The sequence below is a fragment of the Nocardioides phosphati genome (assembly GCF_014646375.1).
GTDB classification, from domain to species: Bacteria; Actinomycetota; Actinomycetes; order Propionibacteriales; family Nocardioidaceae; genus Nocardioides; species Nocardioides phosphati.
This window is the reverse complement of sequence record NZ_BMNI01000004.1, coordinates 39,616-58,285: the sequence shown is the minus strand read 5'-3', so window position 1 is coordinate 58,285 and position 18,670 is coordinate 39,616. Positions and strand designations below refer to the sequence as shown.

The window sequence follows — 18,670 nt, the reverse complement described above, 5'->3', positions numbered from 1 at the left end:
CATGTCAGCCGACGCACTCGTGATCGCGGGGGAGAAGCTCTCCTCGCGTCTCTTCCTCGGCACCGGCGGCCTGCCGCGGCCGGCCCTGCTCGAGCCGGTGATCGAGGCCGCCCAGCCTGCTCTCGTGACGGTCTCCATGCGCCGTGTCCCCGGTACGTCGGAGGGCGGCGTGCTCGAGACGATCCACCGGCTCGGGATCAAGGTCCTGCCCAACACGGCCGGGTGCCGCACCGCGCGGGAGGCCGTGCTCACCGCCGAGCTCGCCCGCGAGGCGCTCGAGACCGACTGGGTGAAGCTCGAGGTGATCGGCGACGAGGTGTCGCTGATGCCCGACGCGATCGAGCTGCTCGAGGGTGCGGAGACCCTGGTCCGCAAGGGCTTCAAGGTGCTGCCGTACACCACCGACGACCCGGTCCTCGCCCGCCGGCTCGAGGACGCCGGCTGCGTCGCGGTGATGCCGCTCGGCTCCCCGATCGGCTCGGGGCTCGGCGTGCTCAACCCCTACGCGATCTCGGCGGTCCGCGCGGCCGTGTCCGTGCCGCTGGTGCTCGATGCCGGGGTCGGCACGGCCTCCGACGCGGCGCTCGCGCTCGAGCTCGGCTGCGACGCCGTGCTCGCCGCCACCGCGATCACCCGCGCCGACGACCCGGTCCGGATGGCCACCGCCCTGCGCCTCGGCGTCGAGGCCGGGTACGCCGCCCGCACCGCCGGCCGGATCCCGCGCCGCGCGACGGCCCGGGCGTCGTCGCCGACGACCGGCCTGGTCGGAGGGGTGGCATGAGCGGCCTCGAGCTCCCGCGGCTCCTGCTCCTCACCGATCGCTCGCAGCTGCCGCTCGGACGTTCGCTGGTGGCGCTCGTCGAGGAGTGCATCGACGCCGGGCTCACCCACGTCGTCGTCCGCGAGCTCGACGAGACGCCCCTTGGCCGTGCCGCTCTGGTGGCCGCACTGACCGAGGCCGGCGCGACCGTGATCTCCGCCCACACCCCGCTGTACGGCGCCGCGGGCGTCCACCTGCCTGCCGATCCGGCCGCGGTCGCGCCGCCCGACCTGCCGTGGGGCCGCTCGTGCCACGCCGCGGCCGAGGTGCACCTGGCCGCGGCGGCGGGCGCGTCGTGGGTGACGCTCTCGCCGTTCGCGGCGACGGAGTCGAAGCCTGGCCACGCGGCGATCGCGCGCGAGGAGTTCCGGGCCGCCGCCGCGGCCGGCGTGCCGGTCTACGCGCTCGGCGGGATCACCCCGGACAACGCCGCCGACGCGATCGGCGCCGGGGCCGACGGGCTCGCGGTCATGGGCTCCGTGATGCGCGCCGCCGACCCGGCTGCCATCGTGCGGGCGCTCCTGGACGTCGTAGAAGAGGCGCCGTGGTGACCCCTCCCGTCGTCCTCGCCATCGCCGGCACCGACGCCGGCGGGGGAGCCGGCATCGCGGCCGACCTCACGACGTACGCCGCCCTCGGGGTGCACGGCGCCTCCGTCGTCACTGCGGTGACCGCCCAGGACACGACGGCGGTGCACGCGATCCATGCCGTGCCGCTCTCCGTGGTGCAGGCGCAGCTCGACGCGGTGCTCGCCGACCTCGCGCCGGCCGTCGTGAAGACCGGCATGCTCGGGACCGCGGAGATCGCGGAGCTCGTCGGGCGTCGCTGCGCCGGCCTGCCACTCGTCGTCGACCCCGTCCTGCGGGCGACGACCGGTGCCACGCTCGCCGGGCCGGAGCTGGTCGAGGCCTACCGGTCCGCCCTGCTGCCCGTGGCCACGGTCGTCACGCCCAACGCCGCCGAGGCCCGGGTGCTGCTGGGGCTCACGGCCGACGGTGCGACACCGGCACGCGAGCTGGCGGTCAGGCTTGCCCGGCTGCTCCGCGGTCCGGCCGTGCTGCTGACCGGTGGTCCGGAGGCGGACCCGGCCGCGACCTGCACCGACTGGCTCGCCCGGCCGGGCCAGGAGCCTCTCGCACTCGGGCATCCCGCGGTCGCCACGACCAACGACCACGGCACTGGCTGCACCCACGCCAGCGCTCTCGCGGCGTACCTCGCCCGGGGCGACGACCTCGAGGCCGCCGCGGTCGGCGCGGCCGCCTGGGTCACCGCCCAGCTCGCCGTGAGCCGGAGCTGGCAGCTCGGCCGTGGCCGCGGCCCGGTCGCCCACACCTCTTCCACCACCCGTCCCCTGAACCACTCCGCCCCACGAACCCCTGTCCCACTCACCGAGGAGATCGCATGACCGCCACCGAAGCCGAGCGCACCATCGAGCGCGTCGAGTCCAGCCCGTTCCACGAGCCCGTCCACCCGGCGCACACGCGCGTCCTCAAGGGCGAGCTGGGCGTGCCGGTGACGCGCGTCGAGCTGACCAACGGCGCGACGTTCGACCGCTACACCACCGAGGGGCCGGGCTCGCAGCCCGAGGTCGGCCTGCCGCTGCTGCGCGAGCAGTGGATCCTCGACCGCGACGACACCGAGGAGTACGACGGCCGCGAGGTCCAGCTGCTCGACAACGGCAAGGCGGCGCTGCGCTCCGGCGTACACCGGGAGCAGTGGCAGGGCCGCGCGTACAAGCCGCGCCGGGCCAAGCCGGGCAAGAACCTGAGCCAGATGCACTACGCCAAGCAGGGCATCGTCACCCCCGAGATGGAGTACGTCGCCGCGCGCGAGGGCTGCAGCGTCGAGCTGGTCCGCAGCGAGGTCGCGTCCGGCCGCGCGATCATCCCCAACAACGTGAACCACCCGGAGTCCGAGCCGATGATCATCGGCCGGCGGTTCCTGGTGAAGGTCAACGCCAACATCGGCAACTCGGCCGTCACCTCCTCCATCGCCGAGGAGGTCGAGAAGCTGACCTGGGCGATCAAGTGGGGCACTGACACGGTCATGGACCTGTCGACCGGCGACGACATCCACACCACGCGCGAGTGGATCGTCCGCAACAGCCCGGTCCCGATCGGCACCGTGCCGATCTACCAGGCGCTGGAGAAGGTCAACGGCGAGGCCGACAAGCTGACCTGGGAGATCTTCCGCGACACCGTCATCGAGCAGGCCGAGCAGGGCGTCGACTACATGACGATCCACGCCGGGGTGCTGCTCCGCTACGTCCCGATGACCGCCAACCGCGTCACCGGCATCGTGTCGCGCGGCGGCTCGATCATGGCCGGCTGGTGCCTCGCGCACCACCAGGAGAACTTCCTCTACACCCACTTCGACGAGCTCTGCGAGATCTTCCAGCAGTACGACGTCGCCTTCTCGCTCGGTGACGGCCTGCGCCCCGGTGCGACCGCCGACGCCAACGACGAGGCACAGCTGTCGGAGCTCCGCACGCTGGCCGAGCTGACCGAGCGTGCGTGGAAGTACGACGTCCAGGTCATGGTCGAGGGCCCGGGCCACGTGCCGCTCAACCTCGTCGAGGAGAACGTCGTCCTGCAGCAGGACTGGTGCCACGGCGCGCCGTTCTACACGCTCGGCCCGCTGGTCACCGACATCGCGCCCGGCTACGACCACATCACCTCGGCGATCGGCGCCGCGACCATCGCCATGCACGGCACCGCGATGCTCTGCTACGTCACGCCGAAGGAGCACCTCGGCCTGCCGAACCGCGACGACGTGAAGACCGGCGTCATCACCTACAAGCTCTCCGCGCACGCGGCCGACGTCGCCAAGGGCCACCCCAACGCCCGCGACTGGGACGACGCCCTCTCGCACGCCCGTTTCGAGTTCCGCTGGCGTGACCAGTTCGCGCTCTCGCTCGACCCGCACACGGCCGAGGCGTTCCACGACGAGACCCTGCCCGCGGACAACGCCAAGACGGCGCACTTCTGCTCGATGTGCGGCCCGAAGTTCTGCTCGATGAAGATCAGCCAGGACGTCCGCGACCGCTTCGGCGCCGACCTGCAGCCGGGCTCCGCCGACGCGGCGGTGGCGGACGCGGCTGCCGCGGAGGCGGGCATGCGGGCGAAGAGCCAGGAGTTCGTCGAGCTCGGCAAGTCCGTCTACGTCGAGCCGGCGCAGGCCAACGCCTGACGCCGAGACGGCACAAGTGGTGTGCCGAGGCGGCACGAGATGAGCGCCGAGGCGGCAGATGTTGCGCACCATCTGCCGCCTCGGCGCACCACATCTGCCGCCTCGGCGGGTGGGGGGTGCTACTTCGCGCGGTCGGCGGTCTTGCGGATCGCGTCGGTGATCTCGGGCCACAGCTCGCGCGGGAGGTCGTGGCCCATGCCCTCGATGAGAAGCAGGTCGGCGCCGGCGGCCTTCGCCGTGGCGCGACCACCCGACACGTGCACCATCTTGTCCGCGCGACCGTGGATGACGGTCATGGGCGCCTCGACGGCGGCGAGCCGCGACGTACGGTTCGGCTGCGTGAGGATCGCCATCATCTGGCGCAGGACGCCCGAGGCGCTGATGCCGCGGTCGTAGGTCTCCAGCGCGCGCTGGCGCACCTCCTCGCGGTCGGTCGGGTAGCCCGGGGAGCCGATGTAGCTCCAGAACGTCGCCGTCGCCTCGGCGTACGCCTCACGGCCGCGGCCCGGCGACCGCAGCAGCCGGGGGAGGAGCGAGGGGTGCTGCCAGCCGACCCGGCGGCTGCCGGTGGTCGACATCACCGAGGTCACCGAGCGCACGCGCCCGGGGTGCTCGAGCGCCATGGTCTGCACGATCATGCCGCCCATCGACATGCCGCAGACGTCCGCGCGGTCGATGCCGAGGTGGTCGAGCACGGCCATGCCGTCGCCCGCCATGTCCGCCAGCGTGTACGGCGCGTCCACCGGCCGCCCGAGGAACGCCTTGACCAGGTCGCCCCGGTGCACGCGACCCGACGCCCGGAACGACCGGCCGACGTCACGGTTGTCGTAGCGGATCACGAAGAACCCGGCCCGGACCAGCCCCTCGCAGAACTCGACGGGCCACCACGTCATCGGCCCGGAGAGGCCCATCACGAGGAGCAGCGGCTCACCGCTGGGGTCGCCGAACGTCTGGTAGCAGAGCTCCTGGCCGGGGCCGGCCGGAGCGAAGAGCTCCTCGGAGACGGTGATGGAGTCGGTCACCTTCCCAGTGAAGCACCAACGGCCCGCGACCAAAGGGTCGCGGGCCGAAGGTGGTCGACGTCTCAGCAGACGAGGTGGGGGATCAGTGCTCGAAGTCGATGGCGGAGTACGCGCGGAGCTTGCCGATGCGGTGCTCGGAGCTGATCCGGCGGATCGTGCCCGAGCGGGAGCGCATGACCAGCGAGTCGGTGCTGGCGAAGCCGGCGCGGTAGCGCACGCCCTTCATGAGCTCGCCGTCGGTGATGCCGGTCGCGACGAAGAAGCAGTCGTCGCCGGTGACCAGGTCGTCGGTGTGGAGGACGAAGTCGGGGTCGAGGTTGTGGCCGGCGTCGAGGGCGCGCTGGCGCTCCTCGTCGTCCTTGGGCCAGAGGCGGCCCTGGATGGTGCCGCCGGTGCACTTCATCGCGCAGGCGGCGATGATGCCCTCCGGGGTGCCGCCGATGCCGAGCAGCAGGTCGATGCCGGTGTCGGGGCGGGCGGCCATGATCGCGCCGGCGACGTCGCCGTCGGAGATGAACTTGATCCGGGCGCCAGCGGCGCGGATCTCCTCGGCGATCTTGTCGTGGCGCGGGCGGTCGAGCAGGACGACGGTGACGTCCTCCGGGGTCGAGCCCTTGGCCTTGGCGATCAGGCGGATGTTCTCGCCCACGGGGAGCCGGATGTCGACGACGTCGGCGGCCTCGGGGCCGGTCACCAGCTTCTCCATGTAGAAGACGGCCGACGGGTCGTACATCGTGCCGCGCGGAGCGGCGGCGAGGACGGCGATCGCGTTGTTCATGCCCTTGGCGGCCAGGGTGGTGCCGTCGATCGGGTCGACCGCGATGTCGCACTCGGGGCCCGTGCCGTCGCCGACCTGCTCGCCGTTGTAGAGCATCGGGGCGTCGTCCTTCTCGCCCTCGCCGATGACCACGGTGCCCTTCATGCTGACCGACGAGATCATCACGCGCATCGCGTTGACGGCCACGCCGTCGGCGCCGTTCTTGTCGCCCTTGCCGGTCCAGCGGCCGGCGGCCATCGCCGCGGCCTCGGTGACGCGCACCAGCTCCAGGGCGAGGTTGCGGTCGGGCGAGGAAGGGGCAACGGACAGGTCCACCGGCGCGTTCATGGGCCTGATGTTATCGGCCCGTGACCACCCCACGACCCCCGAGGCGCGCCGGTGGGCACGCCTTGGGAGGATGGGCCCATGGCCCAGGGAAGTGCGCGGTACGAGCGCAGTGCCGCCGGCATGGCCGGCGCGATGATCGTGACGCTCCTCGTGATCCTCGCCTTCGTGGCGTTCCGGGCGCTCAACCGTGACGACCTCGACGTGCAGCCCGACTCCGTCGACTACCTCCAGGTCGTCCAGGGGCTGCAGTCCGGCGGCGGCCTCGAGCCGGCGTACCCGGCGAAGCTGCCGAAGGGCTGGCAGGCGACCCGCGCCGTCTACGACACGCAGAACCTCGCGTGGGAGCTCGACCTGCTCACGGCCGACAAGAGGTACGTCGGCATCCGTCAGGCCGACCTGCGCGACAAGGACCTCATCGCGAAGTACGTCGACGACCAGGGCAAGCAGGGTGGCCCCGTCTCCTTCGACCACACGGCCGTGGCGACCGAGTGGACGTCGTGGGACGTCGACGGCGACGACAGGGCGTACACCGCCCCGCTCGGCATGCAGCGCGGCGACGAGCCGAACCCCCAGCTGGAGCGCGGCAAGGGCACGACGCTGCTCGTCTTCGGCAGCGCCCCGAAGAAGGACATCGAGAAGGTCATCGACGAGCTGGTCCTCGACCCGCTCAAGCCGACGAGCTGAGCCGGCCGGCCCTCACTCCGACTGGCGCGCGGCGATGACCTCGTCGAGGCGCGTGCGCGCGCCGTCGAGCCACTCCTGGCACCGCTGGGCGAGCGCCTCGCCGCGCTCCCAGAGCGCGAGCGACTCCTCGAGGGAGGTGCCGCCGGCCTCGAGGCGGCGGACGGTCTCGACGAGCTCGTCGCGGGCCGCCTCGTAGGAGAGGTCGGCGACGGGGGTCGGGTCAGCCATGGTCGGCTCCTTCTGAAGGCGCGTGGTCGGGGGAGACGGTCGCCGCGATGCGGCCGTCGGTGACGCGGATGGTGACGGCCGCACCGGGGCGAACGCCACCCACGCCGGTCACGACGTGGCCGTCGGCGTCCTGGAGGACGGCGTAGCCCCGCTCGAGCGTGGCGAGGGGGGAGAGGGCCTGGGCCCGTGCGCGCTGGTGGCCGACCTCGTCGGCGGCGCGGTCGAGCTGGTGGCCCAGGCAGCGCCGGGCACGGTCGACGAGCGAGCGGACCTCGTCGGAGCGGTTGTCGAAGAGCGTCGAGGGCGCAGCGAGCGCCGGCCGCGAGCGCAGCATGTCGAGGTGGGAGCGCTCGGTGGCGAGGCGGCCGTCGACCGCGCGCCGCAGCCGGTCGCGGGCGGTCGTCAGCCGGTGCACCTCCTCGGCCATGTCGGGCACGACGCGCTTGGCCGCGTCGGTGGGCGTGGCGGCGCGGACGTCGGCGACCAGGTCGAGCAGCGGCTGGTCGGGCTCGTGGCCGATCGCGGAGACCACCGGCGTGCGCGCCTTGTGGACCGCCCGGATCAGCGCCTCGTCGCTGAACGGCAGCAGGTCCTCGACCGAGCCACCGCCGCGTGCGATGACGATGACGCCGACGTCGGGGTCCTTGTCGAGGCGCTCGAGCCCCTCGATCACCTCGACGACGGACCGCGTGCCCTGCATCGCGGCGTACGCCACCTCGAAGGTGACCGCCGGCCAGCGGCGGCGCGCGACCTCGAGCACGTCGCGCTCGGCAGCGGAGTTGGGGGCCGTGACCAGGCCGACCTTCGTCGGGAGGAAGGGGAGGGGCCGCTTGAGCTCGGCGGCGAAGAGCCCCTCGGCGGCGAGCAGCTGGCGGCGGCGCTCGAGGCGGGCGAGCAGCTCGCCGAGCCCGACCATGCGGATGTCGCGGGCCTGCAGCGAGAGCGTGCCGCGCGGGGCGTAGTAGGACGGCTTGGCGTGCACGATCACCGAGGCGCCCTCGACCAGCGGCGGGTTGAGGCTGTCGAAGAGCAGGCGCGAGCAGGTCACCGAGATCGAGATGTCGGCGATCGGGTCACGCAGCACCATGAAGACGGTCTGCATGCCCTGTCGGCGGCTGACCTGCGCCACCTGGCCCTCCACCCACACCGCGCCGAGACGGTCGACCCAACCGGTGATCGCCTGGGCGATCTGCCGGACGGGAGCCGGGGCCTCCGGGGACGTGTCGAGTGCCATGCCCGCAGCCTAGGTGTTTGGACCGACACGGCCGCTCTCCCCCGATAGCCTTCGCCCCATGGCCTCTTCCGACATTCCGCCGCACGACGCACCCGAGCACGCGAGCTCGTTCTGGCGCCGCCGCAAGGGCGTGGAGCTGAGCATCGAGGAGGCGAACGACCGGGCGTTCGCCGCGACCGCCGCCGCCGAGCGCGCGCAGCAGCTGCGCCTGCTCGCTGAGCGTGCCGCGCAGGAGCAGTCCGCCGAGCGGATCGCCTCCGAGCAGTCCGCCGCGGCTGCGATCCTCGCTCGCCAGGAGGCCGAGACCCGGGCGACCACCCTCGCCGAGCAGGCCGAGCAGGCGTACGCCGCCCGTGAGGCCGCCGAGCGTGCCCTCGTCGACCTCGCGCGCGAGCGCGAGCAGGGTGAGCTGGAGATGCGCGCCCACCTCGAGCAGCTGCAGCAGCAGGTGAAGGCCGCCGAGCAGGCGCGCCTCAAGGCCGAGAAGGCGACCGCCGACCTCGCGGAGGCGCGGCTGCAGGCCGAAGCCGCCGTGACCGACGCCCAGAAGGCCCGTGCCGAGGCCGACGCGGCTGCGCAGGAGCAGGCCCGCCTGGCCGCCGAGGCCCACGAGGCCCGCACCGCTGCCGAGCAGGCCCTCCAGGAGCTGACCGGCAAGGTCGAGGCGGAGCAGGCGCTGCGCCTCGAGGCGGAGACGTCCGCCCGCGAGGCCGCTGCCCGCGCCGCCGAGGCGGCCGAGGCGGAGGCCGCTGCGCGCGCGTCCGTGGCCGAGCTGGCCGAGGCGACCCGCGGGGCCGTCGACGCCCGCACGCTGGCCGACACCCAGGCCGCCGAGCACGCCGACGCGGCGAAGGAGGCCCACCAGGCCCGCACCGCCGCCGAGGCCGCCGCAACCGCCGCCGCCAAGGCCCGCACCGCCGCCGAGCAGGCAGCCTCCGCACAGGCCGAGGCCGCGGCGAAGGCCCACACCGAGCGCGAGGCCGCCGAGAAGCGCGCCATCGACCAGGCCGCCCTGGCCGAGCACGCCCAGTCGCAGCGTGAGGCCGCCGAGCAGCACGCCCTCGACCGCACCGAGGCCGCGGCCAAGGCGCTCGCCGCGCAGGAGGAGGCCCACGCCAAGGTCGCTGGCCTCGCCGGTGAGCTCGAGGCCGCGACCCAGGCGCGCGCCGCCGCCGAGGCGGCTGCTGCGGAGCAGGCCGAGGCCCGCGCCGCGGCCGAGCAGGCCGCGACCGAGGCGACCGCCGCGCGCACCGCCGCGGAGGAGGCCGCCAAGGCCGCCGCCGAGGCCGCGCAGGCCGCCGCTGACGCCCAGCGTGAGGCCGAGGAGGCGGCGAAGGCCGAGCTCGAGCGGGTCCAGGCCGCCCTCACCGCCCAGTCCGAGGCCACCGACACCGCCCACGAGGCCCGGCTCGAGGCCGAGGCCGCTGCCGCCGCCTCCGCCGAGGCCCGCGCCGCCGCCGAGAAGGCGCTCGAGGAGCGCACGGTCGAGCGCGGCAAGGTCGAGGCGACCGTCCTCCACCACACCGAGGTCGCCCAGGATGCCCTCGGTCAGCGTCGTGACGCCGAGGTCCGGGCCGCGAAGCTCGCGTCCGAGCTCGCGGAGACCCGCGCGGCGTACCTCGCGCACGTGGAGCAGACCCACGGGTGGTTCCGCACGCGCCTGCTCGCGCTCACGGTCGTCCTGCTGGTCCTGGCGCTGGCTGCGGCGATGACCGCCGGCTGGCTCGTGGGCCAGGACGGCAAGCTCCCGTACGCCGGGGGCGCGCTCGTCGCGGCCCTCCTCCTGGCCAGCCTCGCCGCGCTGGGGCGCACCGGTCCGCGCGGCCGCGACTTCGACAGCTGACACCGAGGTCGTCCGCCTGAGCGCTGTGAAGGTCACGGCGCTCAGGCGGACGACCCGGGGCCCGTAGACTCGGGGCCATGAGCGCTGACCTGGGCCTGCCGCCCGTCCTCTCTCCCGACGAGGCCGACAAGGCGGTGCGTCTCGCTGCGCCGCGCGGCTACTGCGCCGGCGTCGACCGCGCGGTGATCACGGTGGAGAAGGCGCTCGACCTCTACGGGGCGCCGGTCTACGTGCGCAAGGAGATCGTCCACAACAAGCACGTCGTGGGCGACCTGGCCGCGCGCGGTGCGATCTTCGTCAACGAGCTCGACGAGGTGCCCGAGGGCGCGACGGTCGTCTTCTCCGCCCACGGCGTCAGCCCGGCGGTCCACGCCGAGGCCGAGCAGCGCAGCCTCAAGACGATCGACGCGACCTGCCCGCTGGTCACCAAGGTCCACCTCGAGGCGGTCCGCTTCGCCAAGGAGGACTTCGACATCCTGCTGATCGGCCACGCCGGTCACGAGGAGGTCGAAGGCACGATGGGCGAGGCGCCCGACCACACGCAGCTCGTCGAGGGCCCGTGGGACGTCGACAAGGTCGTGGTCCGCGACCCGAAGCGCGTCGTCTGGCTCTCCCAGACCACCCTCTCCGTCGACGAGACGATGGCGACCGTGGCCGCGCTGCGCGAGCGCTTCCCGGAGCTGCTCGACCCGCCGTCCGACGACATCTGCTACGCCACGCAGAACCGCCAGCTCGCGGTCAAGGAGATCTCGCCCGGCACCGACCTGGTCATCGTGGTGGGCTCGGCCAACTCCTCCAACTCGGTCCGCCTCGCGGAGGTGGCCCTCGAGGCCGGCGCCAAGGCGGCGTACCGCATCGACGACGCCTCCGAGATCGACGAGGCCTGGCTCACCGGCGTCTCGACCGTCTCGGTGACGAGCGGCGCGAGCGTGCCGGAGGAGCTCGTGCAGGGCGTCATCACGTACCTCAAGGAGCGCGGCTTCCCCGACGCGACGCAGGTCCACACGGCCGAGGAGTCGCTGATCTTCGCGCTGCCGCCGGAGCTCCGCAAGGACCTCCGCGCCGCCGAGCAGGCGACCCGGTAAGGCGTCGAGATGGCCCGCTACATCGACGTCCACCCCGAGAACCCGCAGCCGCGCGTCATCGACCAGCTGGTCGAGATCCTCAAGGACGACGGCCTGATCGCGCTCCCGACCGACTCGGGCTACGCGCTGGTCTCGCGCCTGGACAACCACGACGGGCGCGACCGCATCGTCACGATCCGCGGCCTCGACGACAAGCACCACTTCACGCTGCTCTGCAAGGACTTCAGCCAGCTCGGCACGTTCGTCCACGTCGACAACCACGTCTTCCGCGCGGTCAAGGGCGTGACGCCCGGGCCGTACACCTTCATCCTCGAGGCGACGCGCGAGGTGCCGCGCCGGCTCATGCACCCCAAGAAGAAGACCGTCGGCGTCCGCATCCCCGACCACGCGATCGTGCACGCCCTCGTCGAGGCGATGGGCGAGCCGCTGATGGCCTCCACGCTGATCCTCCCCGGCGAGACCGAGCCCCGCACGATGGGCTGGGAGATCAAGGAGGAGCTCGACCACGTTGTCGACGCGGTGGTCGAGGCCGGCGAGTGCCAGCCGCTGCCGACGACGGTCGTCGACTACTCCGACGGCACCCCCGAGGTCGTACGCCGGGGCGCGGGCGACGCGGACCGGTTCGAGGACTGACCCCTCGCGCGCACGGACCGGCCGGGTCGACGAGCCAGCTGGCTCAGCGGACCGGCTGGGGCCGCCGGCGCGGGCGGGCCAGGCCGATGGCGATCCGTCGCCGCCTGATCTGCAGGAAGGCCAGGCAGGCGGCGTAGCCGAGGAAGAGCGCCCACGAGTGGTGCGCGAGCCCGGACAGCGTCGCCTGGACCAGGCCGTCGTCGGCGCGCGCGATGACCGCCGGCTCCATCAGGGCGATGACCGCGAAGAGCCCGAGCAGCAGCAGCGGCGGCGTGAGGCTGATCGGGAAGAAGTCGCGCGGGTGCACGCGCAGCGCCAGCGCAGGCGCGATGAGCACGAAGCAGACGTCGAAGATCCAGCCCAGGTCGTGGCCGAGCAGCAGGTCGAGTGCGGCTGCGGTGAGGGTGAGCGCGACGCCGAGGAGCACCACCCGGCGTGCCGGCTCGGTGCCCTCGTCCCAGATGGTCGGAGCCGCGGTCACGAGGTCACGGTAAGCCCCGGCACCGACACTCCCCGTTCTGACCCGCCGCGGGGCGGACGCTCAAGGCGGCGCCGGGCCTGCGCTCAGAGCAGTGCGACGACCGCGATCACGAGGGCCACGGCGATCAGCGCGGCGACGATCGCCAGGCCTGCCCCGGACGATCCCTTGCGGATCACCTCCGGGTATGCCGAGCCGTCGGGGGCGGCGTACGGCTGGGCGGGGGCGCTCACGTCGACCACCTCGGCGGGTGCGCTGGGGTCGACGACCGGATCGGTCTGCGGCGTCGTGGAGGGCGTGATGCCGCGCCCGGCGCGCCCGCGCAGCCGCGCCTCCTCGGTGGCGACCTCGGCGAGGAACGCGTCGACCTCGCCCATGTCGTAGCCCTCCCGCAGGCGCACCGGCCGGAACCGGGGCGCAGGGAGCGAGCCCGGCACCGGAGCACCCTCGAGCACCGCCCGGTCGAGCGCATCCAGGGTCTGCTTCACGAGGTCGAGGTGGTCGTCGACCTCGCTGATGTCGTAGCCCTCGCGCAGGCGGACGGGGGAGAAGCGGACCTTGTCGACGTCGATGTTCGCCATGCCGCCACCGTACGACGACCGCGGCTGGCCGCCGGCCGTGTGAGCGCGTCGTGTGCGGCCCTCGGCCCCTCGGCCCTGGGCCCCGGCAGAGGCCGGCCACGGCGTCAGGTCGTGCGTCAGTCGGCGATGTCGACGATCACCGGAGCGTGGTCGGAGGGCGCCCCCGCGAACACGGTCGGGTCGCGCTCCTCGCGGTCGATGAAAGCACCCGTCACCCGCGACGCGAGCGGAGGGGAGCAGACGGCGAAGTCGATCTTCAGGCCGCGGTCACGCTCGAAGCGCTGGCGGTAGTAGTCCCAGTACGTGTAGCCGGCGGCGTGGGCGCGCGTCACCTCGAGCCAGCCGTCCTCCTCGAACGCCGAGAACGCCGCGCGCTCGGCCGGGGTCACGTGCGTGGAGTTGCGGAACTGGGAGACGTCGAAGACGTCGTCGTCGGTGGGGCAGATGTTCCAGTCGCCGACCAGTGCCGTCGGGACCTCGCGCCACTCCGCGGCGGAGGCACGCAGCGCGGCCAGCCACTCGAGCTTGTAGGCGTAGTGCGGGTCGTCGGGCTTGCGGCCGTTGGGCACGTAGAGCGACCAGATGCGTACGCCGCCGCAGGTCGCCCCGAGTGCCCGTGCCTCGGAGGCCTCCTTGAACTGCGGCATGCCCGCGAAGCCCGAGGTGACGTCCTCGAGGCCGACGCGGGAGATGATCGCGACGCCGTTCCACTGGTCGTAGCCGACGGCGGCGATGTCGTAGCCGAGCATCTGCAGTCCCATCAGCGGGATCTGCTCCTCCTTGGCCTTCGTCTCCTGGATCGCGAGCACGTCGATGTCATGCCTCTGCAGGAACGCCTCGACGCGGTCGATGCGGGTCCTCAGCGAGTTGACGTTCCACGTGGCGATGCGCATGACGGGCAAGCCTAGGCGGTGCTCAGAGCGCCGGATCCACCAGGATCTTCGCGTGGCGCTCCGGGTCGCCGAGGTCGTCGAACGCCTCGGCCAGGCCGCTGAGCCCGACCGTGCCGGTGTGCAGCGGCGAGGGGTCGACCTTGCCGCTCGCGATCAGGTGCAGCGCGTGCTGGAACTCCTCCGGGTCGTAGGCGAAGACGAACCGGATCTCGTGCTCCTTGTTGAGCGCGAGGGTGGTGCGCACCGTGTCGGGCTCCATGCAGACGCCGACGCCGACGATCCGGCTGCGCACGGGGGCGGCGGCGAAGATCTGGTCGAGGATGCCGGGGACGCCCACGCACTCGAAGACCACGGGTCCGGCCGGTGCTGCGCCCAGCTTCTCGCCGACGCGCATCAGCTGACCCCAGGGAAGGAGCGGGACCTTCCGCATCGAGCCGATCGCCTTGAGGCCGAAGTCGGCGAGCTCCGTCACCGAGCCGACCGGCCCCTTCAGGTCGTACGCCGTCCAGGGCGACTGCTCGCGCGGGTCGACGACGACGGTCGCGCCGCACTGCCGGGCGAGCTCGCGCCGGGTGGGGGAGAGGTCGGACGCCACGATCGTCTTCACGCCCGATGCCTTCAGCATCAGGATGACCGCGAGGCCGATGGGGCCGCAGCCGATGACGATCGCGGGCCGCTTGCCGACGGAGCCCCGCCGGACGGCGTGCCAGGCGACCGCGAGCGGCTCGGTGAAGGCGGCCTTCTCGTCGTCGACGCCGGCGGGGACCTCGAAGGCGAAAGCGTCCTGGACGAGCACGTACTCGGCGTACGCGCCGGGCGCGGCGACGTCGAAGCCGGTCATGTGGATCTCGTCGCCGTGCTTGACCATCGGGACGGCGACGACGCGTGCGCCCTTCTTCCACTTCGTCGTGCGCGGGCCGCGGGCGACCAGCTCGCCGAGGAACTCGTGGCCCATCACCACACGCTGCGACGGCGCCATGATCGCCTCGTAGCCGAGGTCACGGCCCAGCGCATGGAGGTCGGCGGTGTGCGCGCGGGCGTGGAGGTCGGTGCCGCAGATGCCGCACCGCACGACCTTGAGGAGCAGCTGCCCCGGACCGGGCTGGGGGACCGGCAGGTCCACCACGCTGAACTCGCCCTGCTGGACGACGGCCGCCTTCATCGTGTCGCTCATGCGGCGACACTAGGCCCGGTCGCCGACAGCCGCCGGCGATCTCAGGCTCCGGTTCAGGCGCCGGCGAACATCCGCGTCGTCGCCGCCCCGACGAGCGACCCCAGCTCCTCGGGGGTCCATGCCTGGTCCTCGTCGAGGAGGGACCTGATCGCCGCCTCGCAGGTGGACATGAACATCTCCATGAGCACCGGCATCTTGTGGTCCAGGTCCTCGATCTCCCACCAGCGACTCACCGCAGAGCCGATCCAGGTCGTCGCGTGGTCGAGCAGCTCGGCGCGGACGTCACGGAAGCGCGTCGAGACGGCGGGGTCCGGCTCGCCGCTCACGAGCAGCCGCCAGGTGCTCGGTCGGGTCTCCGCGGCTGTGAGGAGCGAGCGGAAGCCGGTCACGAACGCGGTCTCGGGGTCCGACTGCCCTCCGGAGGAGTGCAGCGCGCTGAGGAGCGACTCCTTCAGGATCGTGGCCTCCCGGTCGAGGAGGGCGGTGACCAGCTCGACGCGGTCGGCGTAGCAGGCGTAGACGACGGGTCGGGTGACGCCGAGGTGGCTGGCGACGCTGCCGATGGTGACCGCAGCCAGTCCTCCGTCGACGGCGAGCTCGAGCGCGGCATCGAGCACCGCGGGCCGACGGCGCTCGGGCCCGAGATGCGCGGCGCGGGTCCGGGTCTTCGTCGTCGGCATGCCGGGATCCTATGACACACCTGACATTTCCTGCGTGACTGTAGGAAATTCCTACATGCATGAATTAATATGGCGTCCGGACTCCCGCCGGGGGTCGGCACGAAAGGTCTGTCATGGCTCCGAGGAAGATCGTCCCGCACCAGGACTACGGGTTCTTCGCCCCCGACTCCGTGACCCGCAGGGTCTGGGGCTATCCCACGACGCCGCTCGTCGGCATCCAGCGCGCCACGGTCATCGAGGAGCTGGATCCCAACCTCATCGCTGCCGTCGATGACACCGGCGACAACTACTCGCGGCTCAACACGCGGTACGCGCGGACCGTGCAGTACTTCGCATCCGTCGCCTTCGCGGACGCGCGGACCGTGCTGAAGCTCGCCGACGTCCTGGTCAAGATCCACTCGAAGGCGATCGGCCACGAGCCCGTCGGCGGCGGGCGCTACGACGCGAACGACCCCGCCTCGCAGCTGTGGATCCTGGTCACGGGCTGGCACTCGGTGCTGAAGGCCTACGAGGTCTTCGGCCCCGGCAAGCTGTCGGCCGAGGAGGAGCGGCAGTACTGGGCCGAGTGCGCGATCGCTGCGGAGTTCCAGACCTGCGACCCGGCCGACGTCCCGCGGTCGCGCGAGGAGGTGCATGCCTACTTCGAGGCGTGGCGCCCGCGGCTCGCGGCCAGTGAGGCCGCGCAGCGCATGATGGACCACCTGCTGGACGGCGTGAACGCCGTGGTGCCCCGCGCGGGCCTCCTCGGCGTGGTGCGCCCCCTCGCCAACGCCACCTTGCGGCGCGCGACGATCGCGACCCTGCCGCAGCACATGCGCGACCTGGCCGGCGTGCGCCAGTCGCGGGCCACCGACGTGCTCGTCACCCTCTGGCTCCGCGGGCTGATGCGCATCGCTGCGCGGTCGCTGCCCGTCCAGCGCCACCTGCTCGCTGTCCTCTCGCCCAGGACGCTCCCGGTCATCGAGCCGCACTGGTACGGCGTGCCCGCGGTCAACCCGGTCGTCCTGACGCCGGATCAGGCCCGCCACCAGTGGGGCTACGTCCGTCCTGCCGAGGCCCACCTGGAGCTGCGCGCGCGCCAGGCCCAGCGTGTCTTCGGGGACGGCCTGGCGCCGAGCGACGAGGGGCTCCTCGAGTCCCAGTCGGTGCTCGGCCGACTCGCCTGACGTTCATACACGCGCGTAGGATCCGCGCGTCGCCCCTCTGGAAGGACCCCCGTGGCCTCGAACCTGCTCTCCGCCCGCAACCTGGAGTTCCTGCTCTACGAATGGCTCGACGTCGAGCGGCTCTCCGCCCGCGAGCGCTTCGCGGAGCACTCCCGTGAGTCGTACGACGCGCTGCTGCAGCTCTCCGAGCAGCTCGCGACGGACCACTTCGCCACGCACTTCCGCAAGAGCGACGAGCAGGAGCCGACGTTCGACGGTGAGACGGTGCACCTGATCCCCGAGATCGGCGAGGCGCTCAAGCGGTTCGCCGAGATGGACGGCTTCGCCCTGCAGGCCGACGAGGAGTACGGCGGCATGCAGCTGCCGGCGACCGTCGGCACCGCCGCCTCGACGTGGTTCACCGCCGCCAACATCGGCACCGCGTGCTACTCGTTCCTGACGATCGCCAACGCGAGCCTCCTCGTCGCGCACGCCTCGGACGAGATCAAGGAGCGCTACGCCCGCCCGATGTTCGAGGGCCGCTTCTTCGGCACGATGGCGATGTCGGAGCCGCACGCCGGCACCTCGCTCGGCGACGTCACCACGCGGGCGATCCCGCAGCCCGACGGCTCGCACCGGGTCTTCGGCTCGAAGATGTGGATCTCGGGTGGCGACCACGAGATCGCGGAGAACATCGTCCACCTGGTCCTCGCCAAGCTCCCCGACGCCCCGGCGGGCACGAAGGGCATCTCCCTCTTCGTCGTCCCGAAGTTCCTGGTCAACGCCGACGGCTCCCTCGGCGAGCGCAACGACGTGGTCCTCTCGAGCATCAACCACAAGCTCGGCTCGCGCGGCACGGTCAACACCGCGCCCGTCTTCGGTGACGGCGCCTTCGAGCCCGGCGGCCGGCGCGGCGCGGTCGGCTACCTGGTCGGCGAGCCCCACAAGGGGCTCAAGTACATGTTCCACATGATGAACGCCGCCCGGCTCGCGGTCGGCACGGCGGCCACCGGCACCGCGTCGGCGGCGTACCTCAAGTCGCTGGAGTACGCCCGCAGCCGCCCGCAGGGCCGCGCGCTCACGCAGGGCGACCAGTCGACCCCGCAGGTCGAGATCATCGAGCACACCGACGTACGCCGGATGCTCCTCGCGCAGAAGTCGTACGTCGAGGGCGCGCTCGGGCTGACCCTCTTCTGCGCCAGCCTGCTCGACGACGAGAAGACGGCGGAGACCGAGGAGGCACGCGCCGAGGCGGCGAAGGTGCTCGGCGTGCTCACGCCGATCGTGAAGTCGTGGCCGTCGCAGTGGGGCCAGGAGTCGACGTCGCTGGCGATCCAGGTCCTCGGCGGCGCCGGCTACACGCGCGACTACGACGTCGAGCAGCACTGGCGCGACCAGCGCCTCAACCCGATCCACGAGGGCACCCACGGCGTGCAGGCGCTCGACCTGCTCGGCCGCAAGGTCCTCATGGACGGCGGCGCCGGCCTGATGGCGCTCGCCGGCCGCATGGAGAAGACGATCGCCGCAGCCCGTGAGGCCGGCGGCGACCTCGGCGTGTACGCCGACCAGCTCAAGGCCCAGCTCGACCGCGTCGGCGAGGTCACCTTCGGCCTGGTCGGCCTCGGCGACCCCGAGAAGATGATGGCCAACGCCACCACCTACCTGGAGGCGGCCGGCCACCTCGTCATCGCCTGGATCTGGCTCGAGCAGCTGCTCGTGGTGGGGGAGCAGCCGGGCGATTTCTACGACGGCAAGCGCCAGGCGGGGCGGTACTTCTTCGCCACCGAGCTGCCGAAGATCACGCCGATGCTCGACCTGGTCGCGGCCGGCGACCTCACGGCGTACGAGATGCAGGACGCCTGGTTCTGAGCCAGGC

19 protein-coding genes are annotated in these 18,670 nt (G+C 72.6%); 10 read left to right on the top strand and 9 right to left on the bottom strand.

Going from position 1 to position 18,670, the window contains the following annotated elements; translation table 11 throughout:
* The first annotated feature begins 1 nt into the window (after position 1).
* The 4 genes from IEX47_RS09635 to thiC are packed head-to-tail and all read left to right on the top strand — an operon-like array spanning position 2 to position 4,009.
* On the top strand, positions 2-781 hold the full coding sequence (locus IEX47_RS09635) for a thiazole synthase (protein ID WP_188783804.1): 780 nt from the start codon (positions 2-4) through the stop codon (positions 779-781).
* Positions 778-1,371, top strand: a complete 594-nt coding sequence (locus tag IEX47_RS09630) for a thiamine phosphate synthase (protein ID WP_188783803.1) — start codon at positions 778-780, stop codon at positions 1,369-1,371. The genes IEX47_RS09635 and IEX47_RS09630 overlap by 4 nt, the downstream gene beginning before the upstream one ends.
* Complete coding sequence (thiD, locus tag IEX47_RS09625; RefSeq protein WP_229662766.1) at positions 1,365-2,225, top strand: bifunctional hydroxymethylpyrimidine kinase/phosphomethylpyrimidine kinase; 861 nt, start codon at positions 1,365-1,367, stop codon at positions 2,223-2,225. The genes IEX47_RS09630 and thiD overlap by 7 nt, the downstream gene beginning before the upstream one ends.
* The gene (gene thiC, locus IEX47_RS09620; protein WP_188783802.1) at positions 2,222-4,009 is read left to right on the top strand and encodes a phosphomethylpyrimidine synthase ThiC; all 1,788 of its coding nucleotides are present in this window, start codon (positions 2,222-2,224) and stop codon (positions 4,007-4,009) included. Before thiD ends, thiC begins: the two co-directional genes overlap by 4 nt.
* 119 nt (positions 4,010-4,128) lie before the next feature.
* Here thiC and IEX47_RS09615 read toward each other — a convergent pair whose 3' ends face one another.
* Positions 4,129-5,031: an alpha/beta fold hydrolase gene (locus tag IEX47_RS09615; RefSeq protein WP_229662765.1), complete on the bottom strand. Its 903-nt coding sequence runs from the start codon at positions 5,029-5,031 to the stop codon at positions 4,129-4,131.
* Positions 5,032-5,113: 82 nt separating this feature from the next.
* Entirely contained in the window at positions 5,114-6,136 is a 1,023-nt protein-coding gene (glpX, locus tag IEX47_RS09610; RefSeq protein ID WP_188783801.1) for a class II fructose-bisphosphatase, read from the bottom strand.
* Positions 6,137-6,214: 78 nt separating this feature from the next.
* Here glpX and IEX47_RS09605 point away from each other — a divergent pair, with 78 nt between their 5' ends.
* Complete coding sequence (locus tag IEX47_RS09605; protein WP_188783800.1) at positions 6,215-6,820, top strand: DUF4245 family protein; 606 nt, start codon at positions 6,215-6,217, stop codon at positions 6,818-6,820.
* A gap of 12 nt (positions 6,821-6,832) precedes the next feature.
* On the opposite strand, the gene IEX47_RS09600 is transcribed toward IEX47_RS09605, so the two are convergent.
* Complete coding sequence (locus IEX47_RS09600; RefSeq protein WP_188783799.1) at positions 6,833-7,048, bottom strand: exodeoxyribonuclease VII small subunit; 216 nt, start codon at positions 7,046-7,048, stop codon at positions 6,833-6,835.
* Positions 7,041-8,282: an exodeoxyribonuclease VII large subunit gene (gene xseA / locus IEX47_RS09595; protein ID WP_188783798.1), complete on the bottom strand. Its 1,242-nt coding sequence runs from the start codon at positions 8,280-8,282 to the stop codon at positions 7,041-7,043. Before xseA ends, IEX47_RS09600 begins: the two co-directional genes overlap by 8 nt.
* 58 nt (positions 8,283-8,340) lie before the next feature.
* On the opposite strand from xseA, the gene IEX47_RS09590 reads away from it, so the two are divergent.
* From IEX47_RS09590 to IEX47_RS09580, 3 genes are all read left to right on the top strand, one after another.
* Positions 8,341-10,125 carry a coiled-coil domain-containing protein gene (locus IEX47_RS09590; protein ID WP_188783797.1) on the top strand — a complete coding sequence of 595 codons (1,785 nt, stop codon included), beginning with the start codon at positions 8,341-8,343 and terminating at the stop codon, positions 10,123-10,125.
* A 77-nt stretch (positions 10,126-10,202) separates the two neighbouring features.
* Positions 10,203-11,210 (top strand): 4-hydroxy-3-methylbut-2-enyl diphosphate reductase, encoded by a 1,008-nt coding sequence (locus tag IEX47_RS09585; protein WP_188783796.1) that lies wholly within the window; start codon positions 10,203-10,205, stop codon positions 11,208-11,210.
* Between the two features lie 9 nt (positions 11,211-11,219).
* Complete coding sequence (locus tag IEX47_RS09580) at positions 11,220-11,843, top strand: L-threonylcarbamoyladenylate synthase (RefSeq protein WP_188783795.1); 624 nt, start codon at positions 11,220-11,222, stop codon at positions 11,841-11,843.
* A 43-nt stretch (positions 11,844-11,886) separates the two neighbouring features.
* On the opposite strand, the gene IEX47_RS09575 is transcribed toward IEX47_RS09580, so the two are convergent.
* The 5 genes from IEX47_RS09575 to IEX47_RS09550 all read right to left on the bottom strand — a co-directional run bounded on the left by IEX47_RS09575 (position 11,887) and on the right by IEX47_RS09550 (position 15,649).
* Positions 11,887-12,324, bottom strand: a complete 438-nt coding sequence (locus tag IEX47_RS09575) for a DUF6542 domain-containing protein (RefSeq protein WP_188783794.1) — start codon at positions 12,322-12,324, stop codon at positions 11,887-11,889.
* 83 nt (positions 12,325-12,407) lie between these two features.
* Positions 12,408-12,902 (bottom strand): DivIVA domain-containing protein, encoded by a 495-nt coding sequence (locus tag IEX47_RS17950; RefSeq protein WP_229662764.1) that lies wholly within the window; start codon positions 12,900-12,902, stop codon positions 12,408-12,410.
* 116 nt (positions 12,903-13,018) lie between these two features.
* Positions 13,019-13,795 (bottom strand): exodeoxyribonuclease III, encoded by a 777-nt coding sequence (locus IEX47_RS09560; protein ID WP_188783793.1) that lies wholly within the window; start codon positions 13,793-13,795, stop codon positions 13,019-13,021.
* A gap of 22 nt (positions 13,796-13,817) precedes the next feature.
* Positions 13,818-14,969: a zinc-binding dehydrogenase gene (locus IEX47_RS09555; RefSeq protein WP_229662763.1), complete on the bottom strand. Its 1,152-nt coding sequence runs from the start codon at positions 14,967-14,969 to the stop codon at positions 13,818-13,820.
* Between the two features lie 53 nt (positions 14,970-15,022).
* Positions 15,023-15,649 carry a TetR/AcrR family transcriptional regulator gene (locus IEX47_RS09550; RefSeq protein WP_188783792.1) on the bottom strand — a complete coding sequence of 209 codons (627 nt, stop codon included), beginning with the start codon at positions 15,647-15,649 and terminating at the stop codon, positions 15,023-15,025.
* A 113-nt stretch (positions 15,650-15,762) separates the two neighbouring features.
* Between IEX47_RS09550 and IEX47_RS09545 the strand changes: the two genes are divergently transcribed.
* Positions 15,763-16,815, top strand: coding sequence for an oxygenase MpaB family protein (locus IEX47_RS09545; protein WP_188783791.1), 1,053 nt, complete (start codon positions 15,763-15,765; stop codon positions 16,813-16,815).
* 51 nt (positions 16,816-16,866) lie between these two features.
* Positions 16,867-18,663, top strand: a complete 1,797-nt coding sequence (locus IEX47_RS09540) for an acyl-CoA dehydrogenase (RefSeq protein ID WP_188783790.1) — start codon at positions 16,867-16,869, stop codon at positions 18,661-18,663.
* The last annotated feature ends 7 nt before the right edge of the window (positions 18,664-18,670 follow it).